The following is a 17,148-nucleotide window of genomic DNA, read 5'->3' as shown; positions in this document are numbered from 1 at the left end:
GTACAGTCGCGCTACTGTGATACCGCCTCCGAGCGATCGGCAGCGGTGGAGTCAGACCCGAAGGTCCGCGCATTCATCCGCATTCATGGGGACGCTTTCATCCCCAGAGGAGGAACACATGTCGCAGACCGTCGCACTTCCCGGGGCCGTCGAGATCCCGGCCATCCCGCTACGTGAGCTGGCCCCTTGGGCGCTCTTCTTCGGGCTGTTGGCCGTGCTCGTGCTCTTCTTCATTAGCGCGGATCAGGGCGCGGTCTCGCTGCCCGCCGGCACCGCGATCCATGAGTGGGTCCACGACGGTCGCCACCTCATGGGCTACCCCTGCCACTGATCGCCCGGTCCCTGACTGCCTCGTTCCTCCGCCCCGGTCCGCCGGGCGATCCTTCGTACCGGAGCCGTCACTTGAACGGATCCACCCATGACTGCACGTACCTTCCTGGTCCGGGGTCTCCTGGCGGGACTCATCGCCGGCCTCGCCGCCTTCGGGGTCGCCTACTTCGTGGCTGAGCCCCACGTCCAGACCGCCATCGAGCTCGAGGAGGCCGGTGCTGCTGCGGCTCCGGCCGACACCGCCGAGGAGACCCACTCCCACGACGGCGAGGAGGCCGGCCACTCCCACGAGGATGAGAGCACGGTCGTCTCCCGGCACACCCAACGCACCTGGGGACTGGTGACTGGCTCGCTGGGCGTCGGCGCCGCTCTCGGAGGCCTCGTCGCCCTCGTCTCGGCCGGGGTCGTCGGACGCCTGGGCCGACTCACCCCGGGCCAGTCCACGGCGCTCGTAGCCTTCCTCGGCTTCGTCTCCGTCGCCATAGTCCCGTTCCTGAAATACCCCGCGTCCCCGCCCGCGGTCGGGAACACCGAAACCATCGGCAGCCGCACGGGGCTCTACTTCCTCTACCTGCTGATCTCGGTCGCCGTCGCGGTCGCCTCGGTGGTCCTGGCCAACCGGCTCTGGTCTGATCGAGGTGCGTACGTCGCCGTGCTGGCCGGCGGTGCCCTCTTCCTAGTGGTCACCGTCGTCGCAGGGCAGCTGCTCCCGACGATCAACGAGCTCGGCGACTTCCCCGCCGACACCCTCTGGTACTTCCGCCGGGCTGCGATCCTCACCCAGGCCACCATGTGGGGCGTCATCGGTGTGGCGCTCGTCGGGCTGACACGGTCGCTCCACCAACGTGACCTAGCCGACGCTGAGCGCCGCAAGCTAGCCGCCAGCCTGTGACCCCACACCTGGCACCGAAGCCGGTGCAGCCCCCGAGCCGCGAGACCCAGTCCCTCGCGCAAGACCGGCTCGCCGGGCTGGCCACACCACCCGGTGCGCTGGGACGTCTCGGCGACCTCGGGGTCTGGCTGGCCAGCGCCCAGGGCGTGGTCCCGCCGTCCCCTCTCGACAACATCCGGCTGGTCATCTTCGCGGGCGACCACGGCGTCGCCGCCCACGGCGTCTCGGCGTACCCACCAGCTATCACCGCTGCCATGGTGCGCACCTTCGTGGCCGGTCGTGCCGGGGTCTCGGCCCTGGCCGCTGCGCACGACGTGCACGTGCGGGTGCTCGACCTGGGTGTCGACGACGACCTCACCGACGTGCCGTCCGAGGTCATCGCCCACAAGGTGACCCGCGGCAGCGGCGCCATCCACCTGGAAGACGCGCTCACCGTCGAGCAGACGACACAGGCGTTCGAAATCGGCCGGACCGTAGCGCGCGAGGAGATCGCGGCCGGCGCCCAGCTGTTGCTCAGCGGCGACATGGGCATCGGCAACACCACCCCGGCGGCAGCCATCATCGCTGCCGCGCTCGGCCTCCCGGCCTCGGAGGTCACCGGCCGGGGCACCGGTGTCGACGATGCTGGGCTGGCCGGCAAGGAGCAGGTGATTGACCAGGCACTTGGCCGGACCCGCGGCCGCACCGACGACCCGATGGCCACGCTGGCTACCCTCGGCAGTGCCGATCTGGCGGCGAGCACGGGCTACCTCGTCGAGGCCGCCACGGCGGGAGTGCCGGTGCTGCTAGACGGCCTGATGTCGGTGGCCTGCGCGCTGACCGCGGAGCGGATCGCCCCCGGCGCTGTGGCCTGGTTCGCGGCTGGGCACCGGTCCACCGAGCCCGCGCAGTCGCTGGCGTTGTCCAAGCTGGGCCTCGAGCCCGTGCTCGACCTCGGCATGCGGTTGGGCGAGGGCAGCGGGGCCGTGAGCGCCGTGCCCGTGCTGCGCAGTGCCGTCGCCGTGCTCCGCGACGTTGCCATGCTCTCGGAGCTCATGCCGGATGCGTGACGGCTGGCGGCTCGCCGTCGGGATGCTGACCGTGGTGCGCGTCGCTCCCCCACGGTTCGTCGACCGTTCCGTCGCCCGCGCGGCGATACTGCTGGCCCCCTTAGCCGTGCTTCCGCTCGGGCTCGCGGTCGCGGCCGTCGGCGGGCTCGGGCGGGCGGCCGGTCTGCCCCCCCTCGTCATCGGGCTCCTGTGCGTCGGGGCGCTCGTGCTGGGCAGCCGGGCCTTCCACGTGGACGGCCTGTCGGACACCGCCGACGGGCTGACGGCGTCCTACGACCGCGAACGGTCGCTGGCCGTGATGCGCACGGGTACCTCGGGCCCGGCCGGTGGTGCGGCCGTGCTCCTCGTGCTGGGGCTGCAGGCCGCTGCGTTCGCCTCGATCATCGCCTCGCCGGAGAGCGCGGTCCTGGCCGGTGCCCTCGTCTGTGCCTCGCGCTGCGCGCTGCTGCTGACGTGCGCGGCCGGTGTCCCGGGTGCCCGTCCCGACGGGCTGGGCGGCGACTACGCCGGAGCGGTCACCCGCTTCGCGACGGTGCTGGGGTGGATGTCGGTCACGTGCGTCATCACCGGACTCGTCGCGTGGACCGGGGGTGACTGGTGGCGAGCGCCAATCGCGGCCGGGGTAGCTGTCGTCGTCGTCCTGGTTCTCGTGCGGCGGGCCGTGCTCCGCTTCGGAGGCGTGACCGGGGATGTGTACGGGGCGGCAATCGAGCTCTGCCTGGCCGCCCTGGTGGTGGGGCTCGCATGAGCCGTGCGCTCTCGCGGGCCGCCGGCCTGGCACTCGGCGTCGTCGCCGACCGCTTCGTGGCCGACCCCCGATGCTTCCACCCGGTCGCCGGGTTCGGCACAATCGCTGCCGCCCTGGAGTCCCGCTTCTATCGGCCGACACGGGCGCGGGGTGTTCTCCACGACGGCGTGCTCGTCGGGGCCACGGTCACCGTCGGGCTGGTCGTCGAGCGCCTCACCCTGGGTCGACCCGCGCTGCACGTCGTCGTCACCGCCACCTCGACCTGGGTCGTGCTCGGCGGAGCCTCGCTGGAACGCGAGGGGCGGGCGGTGTCGGCGCTGCTGGAGCAGGGTCGGCTGCCAGAGGCGCGCCGACAGCTCACCCACCTCGTCGGTCGTGACACACGCACCCTCGACGCCGACGAGATCGCACGTGCGGTCGTCGAGTCAGTCGCCGAGAACACGTCCGACGCCGTCGTCGCCCCGCTGGTGCTCGGTGGCCTGGCCGGCGTACCCGGGCTCCTCGGCTACCGGGCAGCGAACACCCTCGACGCGATGGTCGGCCACCACAACCAGCGCTACGAGGAGTTCGGCTGGGCCTCCGCCAGGCTCGACGACCTGCTCAACCTCCCCGGTGCCCGGCTGACCGCCCTCCTCGCCGCGGCACTCGGGCCAGACCCGCGGGGGGCCCTCGAGGCGTGGCGGCGCGACGCCGCCGGCTACCCCAGCCCCAACGCCGGCCCGGTCGAGGCCTCGTTCGCCGGGGCGCTCGGCCTGCAGCTCGGCGGGGCGAACACCTACGGCGATCGGGTCGAGCACCGCCAGGTGCTCGGATCCGTCCGCCCGCCCGAGCCGTACGACGTGGCCCGGGCGCTGGACCTGGCCCGGCGCGTCGACACGGCGTCAGCGGTCGTGGCGGTGCTGCTCGCGCTGGCCTGCGGAGGGCGGCGCCTTCGCCGGCGCCGGTAGCCAGGCAGGGCTCAGAGCACCAACACGCATCCGGCGACCACCAGGTGCACCTCGTCGCAGTCCACCCCGAGTCGCTGGTTGGTGAGGCCCAGCAGGTCGCGGTACAGCCGACCCGAGCGGTGCGCCGGCACCACCCCAAGCCCGACCTCGTTGGTCACCAGCACCACGGGTCCGGTCGCCCGCCGGAGCTCGGCGACCGCGGCGGAGATGTAGTTCTCGACCAGTTCATGCACCTGCGGACCCGGACGCTCCCAGGCCTGCTCGCGGTCGAGGACGGCGGTGAGCCAGGTGCCGAGGCAGTCGACGAGCACCGGCCCCGGTGTGGTCAGCGCGGCGGCGAGGTCACGGCTCTCCAGGGTGGTCCAAGTCGCGGGCCGTCGAGACCGGTGCGCGGCGATGCGCTCCGCCCAGTCGGGGTCGGGGTCCTCGTCGATGGTCGGGCCGGGAGCGACGTACGTGACCACAGGGTAGGCATCGAGCAGCCCCTCCGCGTGGCGTGACTTGCCGGAGCGGACCCCGCCCGTGACCAGCACCTTCATCGCCGGCCCCGCACCCAGTTCACCGCAGCATCGACGTCGTCGACGGTCTCGACCCCCGCCGGTGGGGCCGGGCGGCTGACGACGACGACAGGCACGCCGAGGATCTCGGCAGCGTCCAGCTTGGCCTCGGTGTGAGCGCCTCCCGAGTCCTTGGTGACGAGGACGTCGGCGCGGTGCTCGCGCATCGCCGTCTGCTCCCCCTCGAGCGTGTAGGGCCCACGTCCGAGCACGACGCGCCAGACCAAGGGCAATGCGATCTCCGGCGGGTCCACCACCCGCGCCAGCACACCAGCCTCGGCGAGTGGCGTCACGAAGTGGCCCAGCGACTGGCGGCCGATCGTCAGGAACGGCCGCGCGCCCAGGCCAGCAGTCACAGCCGCCGCCTCGGCGTGGTCGTCGACCCAGTGCCAGGCCGACGCACCGGGGCGCGAGGACCAGCCGGGTCGTTGCAACCGAAGCAGCGGCAGCGTCCCGCTGCAGGCCTCGGCAGCGTTGGCCGAGATCGTGGCGGCGAAGGGATGGGTGGCGTCCACGACCGCCGTCACGTGGTTCTCCCGCGCCCACTTCCGCAGACCGTCGGCACCCCCGAAGCCACCTGACCGGACCTCGCCCACGGGCAGCCGCGGACGGTTCACCCGACCGGCCAGCGACGACACGACGGCCACGCCGTCCGCGACGAGGGCGGCCGCGAAGTCCCGGGCCTCCCCGGTGCCGCCGAGCAGGAGGACGGTCACGACATCACCCCCGGCGGGAGCACCCGCAGGTCCGGAGCACCGTCGCGAGCCAGAGCCAGCAGGGCGTCCACGTCGAGGTGCTGCTCGACGAGATCGCCGAGCAGGTCGAGCCGGCGCTCACGCGCCGCAGCGAAGCTGACCGCGCTCGGCGACCACACCCGACCGGCTGCGGCAGCGACCTCGGCCAGGAACGCCGACCGGAACAGGTCGCCCTCCAGGCTGCCGTGCCACATGGTCCCGAAGACGGCCCCGCACCGGGCTCCACCGAGGAACTCCTCTCCGGAGCCACGCACGATCATCCCGTGGTGGATCTCGTAACCCGTCGCCGGGGCGCCCAGTCCGTCACCGACCGGGAGCCGCAGCACCTTCTCGGCGGCGAACTCCGTGCGTACGTCGAGGAGTCCGAGCCCCTCGACGACGGCGCCGGCTGCACCTTCGACGCCCTGAGGATCGGCGATCTCGTGCCCAAGCATCTGGAAGCCGCCGCAGATGCCGAGCACCGGTCGACCATGCCCAGCGTGGGCGAGGATGGCCCGGTCAAGCCCCCGCGCGCGCAGCCAGGCGAGGTCGGCGATGGTCGAGCGTGTGCCGGGCAGCACCACGAGGTCGGCGTCACTCAGCGCGCGCGGGTCGGTGACGAAGACGACGTCGAGCCCCGGCTCGAGCCCGAGTGCGTCGACGTCGGTGAAGTTGCTGACCCGGGGCAACCGCACGACCGCGACCCTGAGCGCGGCGCCGTCACCGGCTCGCCGTCCCGCCAGGTCGAGCGCATCCTCGGAGTCCAGCCACAGGTCGGGTCGCCACGGCAGGGTGCCGAACACCCGGCGTCCGGTCAGCTTCTCCAGTGAGCGAAGTCCCGGCGCGAGCAGGGACTCATCACCGCGGAACTTGTTGACCACGAAGCCCACCACCAGCCGCTGGTCAGCCGGCTCCAGCAGGGCGATGGTGCCGAACATCGCCGCGAACACGCCCCCGCGGTCGATGTCCCCGACCACGACGACCGGGAGGTCCGCGTGCCGGGCCAGCCCCATATTCACGTAGTCGCTCTGCCGCAGGTTGATCTCAGCGGGGCTGCCGGCACCTTCCGCGACGACCAGGTCGAACCGGGAGGAGAGGTCGTCGAACGCTGCGTACGCCGCGGCGGCGAGGTGACGCCGGCCGTCGACGAAGTCGCGCGAGGTGACCTCGCCCGCGGGCCGGCCCATCACGACGACGTGGCTGCGCTGGTCGCTGCCCGGCTTGAGCAGCACCGGGTTCATCGCGGCCTCGGGCTCGGCGCGCGCCGCGAGCGCCTGCACCCATTGCGCGCGGCCGATCTCGGCGCCGTCGCGGGTGACCATCGAGTTGTTGCTCATGTTCTGCGACTTGAACGGCGCCACGGAGATCCCGCGCCTGGCGAACGCCCGGCACAGGCCCGTCGTAACAATGCTCTGCCCGCGTCGGAGGTGGTGCCGGCGACCAGCAGCGCGCTCATCCGCGCGCTACCTGCCCGAAGCAGTGCGACTTCAGTTCCGTGGGCAGGGTGCCGCCAGCCGTGACCCAGGCGACGACCTGCTCGGTCGCCGTGGCGTCGAGGACACCGCCCAGCCACGTGTCGTGCGGGCGGCGACCGGCCGTGAAGTCACGCACGAGCACCACGTTGCTGCGGTCACACTGGTCGAGGCAGTCCACGACCCGCACCCGGACGCCGTCGACCCCCGAACACGCGAGCAATGCCTCTCGCTGGGCGCCGTGGTCGGTGCGCGGGTGCTTGGACCCGCTGCCACAGCAGCAGTCGCGGCACAGCAGCACGTCGCGGTCGGGCAGGGTCACGGCTGTGTCTCCCGCGACGGTGTGGCTTGGCGTACGAGGTAGATGTCCATCACCCAGCCCGCCGCCGCTCTTGCGCGTTCGCGTGCCTGCTCGATCCGGTCGAGCACGTCGCCGACGCGACCGGAGACGAGCTCCTCGTGGGGCGTGCCTAGGTTGCCGCCCCACCAGATGTGCCAGTCCTCGAGCCCGGTGACGTCGATCTCGCGGTTGAGCATCACCACGATGTTGCGCTGGCCGGCGTCGACCGCCTCGCTCAGGCGCCGGCCGGTGGTGACGTGGAGCGGCTCGCTGACCTCGTGGAGCACGATCGCGTGCCGGGCGGCGAGCAGCTGGAGGCTGGAGATGCCCGGGACGACCTCGATCTCGAAGGCCACGTTGCCGCGGGCGCGAACCTGCTCGACGACCCGGATCGTGGAGTCGTAGAAGGCCGGGTCTCCCCAGACCAGGAAGCCCGCATCCCCGTCGTTGTCGAGCAGCGCCTGCTCGAACGCCTCGGCCCGCGCCGCGTGCCAGGAAGCGACCACCGCGGCGTAGTCGTCGACCGCCGCCGTCCGGTCGGGGCGCCGCTCGCGCTCGGGATCCTCGACCCGCACGATGACGGGGGAGGCGTCGAGGTGCCGGTCCAGCAGCCGCTCGCGTGCGTTGACCAAGGGATCGGGCATCCCTCCACGGGGCGACTTGTCCGCGACGACAAAGAACGCCACCTCTCGCATCGCCCGCACGGCCTCGAAAGTCACCTGGTCGGGATCACCCGGGCCGACTCCGATGAGCCGGACCCGCCGGCCCCCATCAGCCACCGTGACGGTCCTCGAGGTCCCCCTCGAAGTCGAGGTAGACCTCCTGCATTGCGGCGACCACGTCCGGGTCGGGCTCGGCCCACAGACCGCGGTCGATCGCCTCGTGCAGTTTCTCCACGATGCCGCGCAACGCCCACGGGTTGGACTGCCGCATGAACGCCTGGTTGGTCTCGTCGAGGACGTACTCCTTGGCCAGGCTGGCGTACATCCAGTCGTGCACCACTCCTGCCGTCGCGTCGAAGCCGAACAGGTAGTCGACGGTTGCCGCCAGCTCAAACGCACCCTTGTAGCCGTGCCGTTGCATGGCGCTGATCCACCGCGGGTTGACCACGCGGGCTCGGAAGACGCGGTTGGTCTCCTCCTGCAGGGTCCGGGTGCGCACCGCATCGGGGGTGGTCGAGTCACCGACGTAGGCCTTGGGGTCGGCCCCGGTCAGCGCCCGCACGGTTGCGACCATGCCGCCGTGGTACTGGTAGTAGTCATCGGAGTCGGCGATGTCGTGCTCGCGGGTGTCGATGTTCTTCGCCGCCACCTTGATCCGCCGGTAGTTGGCGCGCATGTCGTCCGCGGCCGGGGCCCCGTCCAGCCCTCGCCCGTATGCGAACCCGCCCCAGGCGGTGTAGACCTCGGCCAGGTCCTTGTCGTCGCGCCAGGTCCCGGACTCGACCAGTTGCAGGATGCCGGCGCCGTACGACCCGGGCTTGGAGCCGAAGATGCGCGTGGTGGCACGGCGTTCGTCGCCGTGCTCGGCCAGGTCGGCCTGCGTGTGGGCGCGCACGAAGTTCTGGTCGAGCGGCTCCTCGAGACCGGCCACCAGCTTGACGGCGTCGTCGAGCATGGCCACCACGTGGGGGAAGGCATCGCGGAAGAAGCCGGAGATCCGCACCGTGACGTCGATGCGTGGACGACCCAACTCCTCCAGCGGGACGACGTGCAAGTCGCTGACGCGGCGCGACGCCTCGTCCCATTCGGGCCGGACCCCCAGCAGGGCGAGAACCTCGGCCACGTCGTCGCCGCTCGTGCGCATCGCGCTCGTGCCCCACACGCTGAGTCCCACCGACTCCGGGTAGCCGCCGGTGTCGTCGAGGTAGCGCTGCACCAAGCTCTCCGCCATCGCCAGCCCGGTCTGCCACGCCAACCGGGACGGCACCGCACGAGGGTCGACGGTGTAGAAGTTGCGCCCGGTCGGGAGCACGTTGACCAGCCCGCGCAGGGGCGAACCCGACGGCCCAGCCGGCACGAAACCGCCGTCGAGCGCGTGCAGGATCGCGTCCAGCTCGTCGGTGGTCCGACCCAGCCTCGGCACCACCTGGATGGCTGCGAAGTGGAGGACCTGTTGCACCTGGGGGTCGTCGTGAAGGCCGGTTGCGGCGTCCGGAATCCACCCGGCGTCCTCCATCCCCTGGACCAGGGCACGGGCCTGTCGCTCGATCTCGTCGACCGCGCCGGCTGCTTCCGCGTTCTCCTTGAGCCCGAGCGCGGCGCGCAGTCCGGGCACCGCCGCGGACTGGCCACCCCACACCTGGGACGCACGCAGGATCGCCAACACCAGGTTGACCCGTGCCTCGCCGTTGGGCGCCTGGCCGAGGACGTGCAACCCGTCGCGGATCTGGGCGTCCTTGATCTCGCACAGCCAGCCATCAACGTGCAGGATGAAGTCGTCGAACGTCTCGTCGTCCGGCCGCTCCTCGAGGCCCAGGTCCCGGTGCATCTCCGCGGCGTGCATCAGCTGCCAGATCTCGCCACGGATCGCGGGCAGCTTGGCCGGGTCCATGGCGGCGATGTTGGCGTGCTCGTCGAGGAGCTGCTCAAGCTTGGCGATGTCGCCGTACGACTCGGCGCGGGCCATCGGCGGGATCAGGTGGTCGACGATGGTCGCGTGCGCCCTGCGTTTGGCCTGGGCGCCCTCGCCCGGGTCGTTGACCAGGAAGGGGTAGATCAGCGGCATGTTGGAGATGGCGGCGTCCGTCGCGCAGTCGGCGGACAGTGCGGCGTTCTTGCCCGGCAGCCACTCCATCGACCCGTGCTTGCCGAGGTGCACGACGGCGTGTGCGCCGAAGCCTCGCTCCAGCCATCGGTACGCCGCGAGGTAGTGGTGCGACGGAGCCATGTCGGGGTCGTGGTAGATCGCCACGGGGTTCTCGCCGAAGCCGCGCGGCGGCTGGATCAGCAACACCACGTTGCCGGCGGTGATGGTGGCGAGCACGATCTCACCGTCGTCATTCACGAACAGGGTCCCGGGCGACTCGCCCCAGGTCTCGGTGATGTCACCCATCAGCGTCGACGGCACGTCGCTGGTCCACGCGTCGTAGTCGGCCTTCGTGATCCGCACGTGGGCGTCGGTGAGCTGGGCGCTGGTCAGCCACTCCTCGTCCTGGCCCCCCGCAGCGATCAGCGCATGGATCAACGTGTCGCCGGCGACGGTGTCGTCGTCCTCGTCGAGCCCGGGGATCGTGCCCGGCTGGCCGAGATCGTAGCCCTCGTCGCGCATCCTGCGCAGCAGCCGGATCGTGGAGACCGGCGTGTCCAGGCCGACCGCGTTGCCGACGCGCGAGTGCTTCGTCGGGTACGCCGACAGCATCAGCGCCACCCTCCGCTCGCTGGTGGGGATGCTGCGGAGCCGGGCGTGGTTGACCGCGATGCCGGCCACGCGCGCACACCGCTCGGGGTCGGCGACGTACCGCGGCAGGCCATCTTTGTCGATCTCCTTGAAGGAGAAGGGCGCAGTGATGATGCGGCCGTCGAACTCGGGGATCGCAATCTGGCTCGCGGAGTCGAGCGGGGTCAAGCCATCGCTGGAGGCCTCCCACTCGGCCCGGCTGCTGGTGAGGCAGAGCCCTTGCAGGATGGGGATGTCGAGCGCCGCCATCCGCTGTACGTCCCACGCTTCGTCCTCGCCACCGGCGCTGGCCGTGGCCGGCTGGCTCCCACCGGCGGCGAGCACGGTGACGACCAATGCGTCGAGGGTGCCCAAGGCGTCGTACAGGGAGTCGGGGGCAGCGCGCAGCGACGACGAGAAGATCGGCACGCCGACCGCTTCGCCGGTGGCGTCCACGGCGTCGGCCAGGACGTGGGCGAAGGCGGTGTTGCCGCTGGCCTGGTGGGCGCGGTAGAACAGCACGCCCACGCGGGGCAAGTCCATGTCTGCCGGAGCCGAGGGGCGCTCCACGATGCCCCAGGCCGGGATCTCGGACGGCGCCTCGAAACCTTCACCGGTCAGCAGCACGGTGTCGGAGAGGAATGCGTGCAGCTGGGCGAGATTGGCCGGGCCACCCTCGGCGAGGTAGCGGTGGGCCTCGGCGCAGACGCCGATCGGCACCGACGACATCTCCATCAGCTCGGCGCTGGGCTGCTGCTCACCGCCCAGCACCACCATCGGCATCCCGGTGTCCCGGATGCGCGCGAACCCCGAGCACAGGTCCTGCGGCGAACCGAGGATCCGACCGACGACTAGGTCGGCACCTTCGATGACCTCGGCCATCGACTGGTGCCCGGGCCTCGACGGGTTGGCCCAGACGTAGTCGGCTCCCGAAGCTCGGGCCGAGAGCAGGTCGGTGTCGGAGGTGGACAGCAGCGCGATCTTCATGGTTCTCCCAGGGGGTTCTCGCCCCTCGTCGTCGGAGGTCCCGTGGCCAGTGTCTGGCTGAGCCGGTCAGGTGGACCCTGATCCGGCATCACAGTGGCGGAACCGCCCCGGAATCGACCGGGTTCCTGTTCCACGAGACTTTCGGTCATCACTCTAGACGAGCGGCTCGTCGCCGGCCTGGCGCCGCGGGTCCTGGGCAGCCGTGCGGACTCCACGGGACGCCTACCAACGAGGTGCTCCGCGACGATCTGCCGGGCGACGTCGGGATCGACGTCGCCGTACCAGACGTCGTCGGGCTGGACGCTGACGACCGGCGCGTGGTTGCAGGGGAACTGGCAGCCGGTGTGGGTGATGAGTACGTCGTCGTCCGACTGGCCCAGCCGCATCAGCTCGAGGATCACGGCCTCGGCGGTCCGGTCGGACCCCATCGCCGTGCAGCGGGGACCGCGACAGACCAGCACCTGGTGGCGGTGCCCGGGCACGTCCTCCCAAGCTGCGGACTCGAGGCCTGCCTCGGCGCCCGTCACCTCACGCCGTACGGCAAGCACCTGGCGCACCTGGTCGACCCCGTCGGCGAGCCGGGTGGCGACCTCGACGATGGGCCTCTGCTCCGCTCGCTCGCGCCACCAGTGCGCGGCGATGCGGCGCAGCCAGGAGACCGCGGGCGCGAGCGCGCCGAGGCTGACGCCCACGAGGACGATCCGCTGTGCACCCAGGTCAGCGAGCCGTGTCAGCTCCGCGGAGAGCGACGGGTCTCCCAGCTGCAGGAAGGCGACCGTGGCGTCATGCTCGTGGGCGACCTCGTGCAGCAGGTTGTGCGCCTGCACCTCGCGCGCCGACATGCCCACGAGCACGACGGGCGCGGTCACATCGTCGTTCATGGCGACCCCGTCCTTCGCAGCGAGACCACCTGGCCGATGACAACGACCGCCGGGGCTCGGATCCCGGCGTCGTGGGCAACTTCGGCGATCGAGGCGAGAGACGCGGTGATGACTCGTTGGTGGAGGTGGGTGCCGTCGGCGATCACGGCCGCAGGGGTCGCCGCGTCCATGCCCACCGCGCACAGCTCGGCGGTGATCGCATCCAGCGTGCCCACTCCCATCAGGAACACCAGCGTGGTCCCGCAGCGGGCAAGCGCTGCGTAGTCCAAGCTCGACTCCGGATGGCCAGGTGGAACATGGCCAGACACGACCGTGAACCCCTGCGTCAGGCCGCGGTGCGTCACCGGGATACCGGCGGCCCCCGGCACCGCGATGCTCGAGGTGACCCCGGGGATCACCCGGGCCGGAACGCCGGCCTCGCGACACGCCTCCAGCTCTTCGTGGCCACGACCGAAGACAAAGGAGTCCCCGCCCTTGAGGCGGACCACTTGCTGGCCCGCGAGCGCCCGGTCAACCAGGATGCGATTGATCTCCTCTTGACTGGTGAACCGTCCGAAGGGGATCTTGGCCACGTCGACGATCTCCGCGTCCGGCCGGGCCCAGGTCAGGGCTTCCCACGGAGCGAGCCGGTCGATCACCACCACATCTGCCTTGGCGATGGCCTCGCGTCCCGCGAGCGTCATCAGGTCGACGGCCCCCGGTCCCCCGCCGACCAGAGTCACTTGCCCCTGGGCGCCTTTCTCGTCCAGTCCGGCCGGCCGCGGCTGGGAGCGGAGGCGGGGCCGCAGCGTCAGGTCCGCAGACACCACCTCCTCCAACGTCGCCTCGTGTCTGACCCAGGTGATCAGGCACCGGGTGGCGAGGTCCTCCACGTAGGCGCAGGCCCGGGTGGCGTGCACGGTCACGTGCGCTCCGGCACTGAGCAGCCGCGCCACGTCCACGGCCGCGTGCTCGTCACCACCGAGCACCAATGCTTTCGCACCCACCACGTCCATTTGGAGTGGGTGGTCCGCCACACGAGCGGATCCGGGCTCAGTGGTGTTACGGGTGGTTTCTTCCTGCGCTGGCATTTGGGCCTCCCGCTCACTCTGCCTGGCTTGAGCACGCCCGCGGGTTGCTGGCGCATGCGGTCGTGAGGCCGGCCTTCGGACTTCCTGGATCAATGTCCAGGTCACCGCAGCGGGTCCCGTGCCGGATTCTCACCAGCTTCCCGATTCTCCCCAGCCCGTAGAGATTGTTAGGCACCTCACGCCGTTCGCACAAACCCTAGATGCCGCCGACCTGGAGATGGCCGACGGCCCGCATGCTGTCGGGTAGCCCGCAACCGGCAGGTCCATTCCGGAGATGTCGGCGTGGGCTTGGTGGGTCTGCCCAGACTTTGGTTGACACCTGACCTGTGAGGATCCGTCCTCGCTGGAAGGATGTCGACCATGGCGAAGGCATACCCGAAGGAGTTCCGCGACGATGTCGTGGCAGTGGCCCGTAAGGGTCAGGCTCCGTTGTCCCAGATCGCGAAGGACTTCGGGATCTCTGAAGGCACGCTGTCGAACTGGCTCAAGCGTGCTGATGTCCAGGACGGTCACCGTCCCGGCCTCACCGACGCTGAGCGTGTCGAGCTGCGTGAGACCAAGAAGCGGATCCGGCTGCTGGAGCAGGAGAACGAGGTCCTGCGCCGGGCAGCTGCCTATCTGTCGCAGGCGAACCTGCCGGGAAAATAGTCTTCCCGCTCGTCCGTGAGATGGCCGCGACCGGTGCCCGCATCAGGGTGCCGGTCGCGGTGGCGTGCAGGGTCCTGGGGCTGTCGCCCCAGGGGTACTACAAGTGGCTCAAAGACCCGGTGTCCCAACGGGACTGGGATGACGCACACGTCATCGACGTCGTGCTGGGCATCCACGCCGATGACCCCACCCTGGGCTACCGGTTCGTCGCCGACGAGCTTGCCGACGTCGGCATCACCGCCAGCGAGAACCGGGTGTGGCGACTGTGCTCAACCGCAGGGGTCTTCGCCTCCCACCACCGTCGTCGGGGTAAGGCCGGCAAGCCCGGTCCGGCTGTCCATGACGACCTGCTCGCGAGCGTCGATGAGGAGGGCCGGGTGAGCCACGACTTCGTGGGGGCGACCTCCGGCCCGAACCAGGTCTGGCTCACCGACATCTCCGAGCACCCCACCAGGGAGGGGAAGCTCTACCTGTGTGCGGTCAAGGACTGCTACTCCAACAAGATCGTCGGCTACTCCATCGACTCACGGATGAAGTCCGGACTCGCTGCCGCCGCGCTGCGCAACGCGATCGCCCTGCGCTCACCGGAGGGAACCATCGTGCACAGCGACCGAGGATCTCAATTCCGTTCCAAGAAGGTGGTTCGCCTGCTGAAGAACAACGGGCTGCGCGGCTCGATGGGCCGAGTCGGATCGAGCAGTGACAACGCAGCCATGGAGAGCTTCTTCTCGCTGCTGCAGAAGAACGTCCTCGACACCCGCCGCTGGGACAGCCGCGAAGAACTGCGCCTCGCGATCGTCAGCTGGATCGAAACGAAGTACAACCGCCGCCGTCGCCAACGAGCCCTCGGCAAGCTCACCCCGATCGAGTTTGAGATGATCTACGCAGCCGCAGACGCGGCCTGAGAACCATCAACCCCGAGTGTCAACCAAACCTGGGGCAGTCCCGAAGGCCCGACCAGCGACGAACTCCGAGAGATGTCTTGGGTCCTCGGAGTGGTACCGGAAAACGCTCCAGAGCTCGCCAGGAGAGGCGTAGCCAGAATGGCCGAGGTTGCCCGAGCCAATGACGAGCAATCCTTCGCGCGCGGCCGTTAGCAGAATCACCTTGGCGTGGGCTGAGCCGGGATGGCGGATCGCCGCCGCAACGTAGGTTCGGTTGGCCCGACGCAAGCGCTGTCCCGTCTCGACGGCTTCGGCGAACTTCTCATTCAGGCGTTCGTCGTCGGCCAGAATGATTCGGAGCGGCACCGCAGCGAGTTGACTGAGCAGGTGCGCTTCAAAGAACCCCAGGTCCGCACCGAAGGTCAGGATCAGGGCACTTGACCATTGCCCCTGCAGGAGCTCGGGGAGGACGAGATCCGCTGAGGGTGCAAGCTCAGGCACGTTCCCCACCGGACTGAATCTCGAACGCGGCCAAGGCTTCCTCGAGCGCCCCTGCTGGGAGGTCGCCTTGGCGCAACAGCTCCCGGCCCACCGGCGTTAGTTTCCGCGAGGACTCTCGCATCGAACTGACAAATCCGAGCTCGTGGACGGTGGTGCTGAGAGCGACGAAGCGGCTGTCGTTGAACTCGGCTGGTGCCTCTCGCATGAAGAACTGCAGCTGCGTACCAATCCTCCGGACGCGGAAGGTGTCTTCAGGGAGCTTTGCCGTTGCTACGCGCTCATGCTGGATGATGACGAAGTTGGTGATGATCCATCGAGCCAGCAGGGACAGCGTTTCGCCGGCCAGTACCTTGCGGTGAAGTTGCTGAAAGAACTGCAGCATGCCTACCCGCAGCGAATCCCCGCTGCTGAGAAGGTCCCAATCCGCTTCCATCTCGCTGACCCGGGCCGGAGTGCCGAGTCGCCTGTAGAGCAGCAGGATGATGGCGATCATCGCCACGACGGTCTCGGAGTCGTCGACCCTACTTCGGCACCAGTCGTACAAGGCGTGCTCGTCGGCATCCATGTTGCGCATCCAGACTGCGTTGGGTCCGGGGCTAACGTCGACATGTTCAGTCAGGATGTCGGCGAACCGCGCGGCCGTCGTCGATGACCGCACCGTGCTGCGACTTAGCTTTGTCTCTCTAACGAACTCGCTCGTATCTAATGCTTCGTCGACGAGCTCCCAAAGCCGATCTATCGGAACCAGGCTGAGGCCGTCGTCAGATTCTTCAAGCCCCTTGCGCACCACCCAGCCGAACAGTCTGTTCAGAGCAAAGGAGAAGTACTCCCGCGCCTGGTAGACGCGCCACCGGCGAGCGACCGCCTTCAGGTCAGCACGAGGCCGATAGGTGCCCGCGTCGGTTCGGCGAAAGTACGCTAACTGCCTGAAGTTGTCCCGTTCCAGCCCTTCGCTTTGGGCGCTCTGACTGAGATCCAGCAGGAAGCGCAGTGTCGCGAGCCGTGCCGGAGTCTCGGCCGGGTTCCCCCAGTGGAGGAAGAGGTCCTGCAACAGTGGCAAGTCATGGTCGTCGGCCATGCGGAGCCGGCACAAGCACCCGGCGCGCGCGAACTCCAGCAGTTCATCCCGAGGAACACTGTCGGGAATCTGGTCCGCCGCAAGCTGTGCGCCCAACCGGGTCGTCTCAACGGCGCTTCCATATGCCGCTCCGAGTGCTCGGCCCGTTGGCCACGGCGCATCGACCGGGAAGCCGCTACCTCGGCCACCGATGACGAGGAGACCCATCGCTTCCATCGTCGACCGGTAGTACAGCCCGTATCCGCCTAAAGGTTCCTTGATGTAGTTGTACTGGGGGTCGAAGACCTGGTCCTCACGCAGGCGTCTGACGCGCAGTGACCCAACCACGTTGCCAGAGATCGTTGCGTGCTCGGGAGCATCGCAGACTTGGCACGCCATGGAGAAGAGTGCTTCCCGCGGACGGTAGAAGGCTTGAAAGGCCGCCTTCGATCGCTTGAGCTCTTCGTGGGCCCAGAAGCTTGAGAGCACCCACGCGTAGAAGGACCAATAGCGTGGGTGGATCGTGAGCACGTTGATCCCTGGTGACAGCGCCGGGAGGATCCTGTCCGAGCTCACCGATCCAAGACCGAGGTGATCCTGGCCGCCCTTGGTGTCGTACACGCGAGCGCCCCAGACAGGCCCTGTCCTCTCCCATCCCCACCCGGACGTGGTT

14 protein-coding genes, 2 pseudogenes and 2 riboswitches are annotated in these 17,148 nt (G+C 69.7%); of the genes and pseudogenes, 6 read left to right on the top strand and 10 right to left on the bottom strand.

Annotated elements, in window-relative coordinates; genetic code table 11:
• Window positions 1–118: 118 nt before the first annotated feature.
• The 5 genes from ENKNEFLB_RS08075 (at window position 119) to ENKNEFLB_RS08055 (ending at window position 3,966) form a co-directional block, all read left to right on the top strand.
• Window positions 119–331, top strand: a complete 213-nt coding sequence (locus tag ENKNEFLB_RS08075; protein WP_214058719.1) for a CbtB domain-containing protein — start codon at window positions 119–121, stop codon at window positions 329–331.
• 87 nt (window positions 332–418) lie between these two features.
• A complete protein-coding gene (locus ENKNEFLB_RS08070) occupies window positions 419–1,222 on the top strand; it encodes a CbtA family protein (protein ID WP_214058718.1) in 804 nt (267 codons plus the stop codon).
• Complete coding sequence (gene cobT / locus ENKNEFLB_RS08065) at window positions 1,219–2,271, top strand: nicotinate-nucleotide--dimethylbenzimidazole phosphoribosyltransferase (protein WP_246535902.1); 1,053 nt, start codon at window positions 1,219–1,221, stop codon at window positions 2,269–2,271. Before ENKNEFLB_RS08070 ends, cobT begins: the two co-directional genes overlap by 4 nt.
• Window positions 2,264–3,019: an adenosylcobinamide-GDP ribazoletransferase gene (locus ENKNEFLB_RS08060; protein ID WP_214058717.1), complete on the top strand. Its 756-nt coding sequence runs from the start codon at window positions 2,264–2,266 to the stop codon at window positions 3,017–3,019. Before cobT ends, ENKNEFLB_RS08060 begins: the two co-directional genes overlap by 8 nt.
• Window positions 3,016–3,966, top strand: coding sequence for a cobalamin biosynthesis protein (locus tag ENKNEFLB_RS08055; protein WP_214058716.1), 951 nt, complete (start codon window positions 3,016–3,018; stop codon window positions 3,964–3,966). The genes ENKNEFLB_RS08060 and ENKNEFLB_RS08055 overlap by 4 nt, the downstream gene beginning before the upstream one ends.
• Before the next feature lie 11 nt (window positions 3,967–3,977).
• Here the strand turns inward: ENKNEFLB_RS08055 and ENKNEFLB_RS08050 are convergent, their stop codons facing one another.
• The 8 genes and pseudogenes from ENKNEFLB_RS08050 to cobA all read right to left on the bottom strand — a co-directional run bounded on the left by ENKNEFLB_RS08050 (window position 3,978) and on the right by cobA (window position 13,310).
• Window positions 3,978–4,505, bottom strand: a complete 528-nt coding sequence (locus ENKNEFLB_RS08050) for a bifunctional adenosylcobinamide kinase/adenosylcobinamide-phosphate guanylyltransferase (RefSeq protein WP_214058715.1) — start codon at window positions 4,503–4,505, stop codon at window positions 3,978–3,980.
• Window positions 4,502–5,239, bottom strand: a complete 738-nt coding sequence (locus ENKNEFLB_RS08045; protein ID WP_214058714.1) for a cobalt-precorrin-6A reductase — start codon at window positions 5,237–5,239, stop codon at window positions 4,502–4,504. Before ENKNEFLB_RS08045 ends, ENKNEFLB_RS08050 begins: the two co-directional genes overlap by 4 nt.
• Window positions 5,236–6,713: pseudogene (locus ENKNEFLB_RS08040) on the bottom strand (cobyric acid synthase). The gene ENKNEFLB_RS08045 and the pseudogene ENKNEFLB_RS08040 overlap by 4 nt, the downstream one beginning before the upstream one ends.
• A complete protein-coding gene (locus ENKNEFLB_RS08035) occupies window positions 6,710–7,051 on the bottom strand; it encodes a hypothetical protein (protein WP_214058713.1) in 342 nt (113 codons plus the stop codon). The pseudogene ENKNEFLB_RS08040 and the gene ENKNEFLB_RS08035 overlap by 4 nt, the downstream one beginning before the upstream one ends.
• Window positions 7,048–7,848 (bottom strand): precorrin-6A synthase (deacetylating), encoded by an 801-nt coding sequence (gene cobF, locus ENKNEFLB_RS08030; RefSeq protein ID WP_214058712.1) that lies wholly within the window; start codon window positions 7,846–7,848, stop codon window positions 7,048–7,050. The genes ENKNEFLB_RS08035 and cobF overlap by 4 nt, the downstream gene beginning before the upstream one ends.
• Entirely contained in the window at window positions 7,841–11,434 is a 3,594-nt protein-coding gene (cobN, locus tag ENKNEFLB_RS08025; protein WP_214058711.1) for a cobaltochelatase subunit CobN, read from the bottom strand. The genes cobF and cobN overlap by 8 nt, the downstream gene beginning before the upstream one ends.
• A gap of 27 nt (window positions 11,435–11,461) precedes the next feature.
• A riboswitch (cobalamin riboswitch) is annotated at window positions 11,462–11,592 on the bottom strand.
• Between the two features lie 90 nt (window positions 11,593–11,682).
• Window positions 11,683–12,276, bottom strand: a pseudogene (locus tag ENKNEFLB_RS22865) ((2Fe-2S) ferredoxin domain-containing protein); the annotation flags it as partial.
• A 35-nt stretch (window positions 12,277–12,311) separates the two neighbouring features.
• Window positions 12,312–13,310 (bottom strand): uroporphyrinogen-III C-methyltransferase, encoded by a 999-nt coding sequence (gene cobA, locus ENKNEFLB_RS08015; protein ID WP_214058710.1) that lies wholly within the window; start codon window positions 13,308–13,310, stop codon window positions 12,312–12,314.
• A 124-nt stretch (window positions 13,311–13,434) separates the two neighbouring features.
• Window positions 13,435–13,579, bottom strand: a riboswitch (cobalamin riboswitch).
• 166 nt (window positions 13,580–13,745) lie between these two features.
• On the opposite strand from cobA, the gene ENKNEFLB_RS08010 reads away from it, so the two are divergent.
• Window positions 13,746–14,938, top strand: a protein-coding gene (locus ENKNEFLB_RS08010) for an IS3 family transposase (RefSeq protein ID WP_246535555.1) whose coding sequence is annotated in 2 segments (ribosomal slippage) — window positions 13,746–14,024 and window positions 14,027–14,938 — 1,191 coding nt in all. Because the reading frame shifts where the segments join, the coding sequence is not laid out codon by codon here.
• 6 nt (window positions 14,939–14,944) lie between these two features.
• On the opposite strand, the gene ENKNEFLB_RS08005 is transcribed toward ENKNEFLB_RS08010, so the two are convergent.
• Window positions 14,945–15,418: a phospholipase D-like domain-containing protein gene (locus tag ENKNEFLB_RS08005; RefSeq protein ID WP_214058709.1), complete on the bottom strand. Its 474-nt coding sequence runs from the start codon at window positions 15,416–15,418 to the stop codon at window positions 14,945–14,947.
• On the bottom strand, window positions 15,411–17,096 hold the full coding sequence (locus ENKNEFLB_RS08000) for a hypothetical protein (RefSeq protein ID WP_214058708.1): 1,686 nt from the start codon (window positions 17,094–17,096) through the stop codon (window positions 15,411–15,413). Before ENKNEFLB_RS08000 ends, ENKNEFLB_RS08005 begins: the two co-directional genes overlap by 8 nt.
• Between the last annotated feature and the right edge of the window lie 52 nt (window positions 17,097–17,148).

The organism is Nocardioides aquaticus, assembly GCF_018459925.1.
Classification (GTDB): domain Bacteria; phylum Actinomycetota; class Actinomycetes; order Propionibacteriales; family Nocardioidaceae; genus Nocardioides; species Nocardioides aquaticus.
The sequence above is the reverse complement of the archived record's forward strand: the minus strand, read 5'-3'. Positions and strand labels throughout refer to the sequence as shown.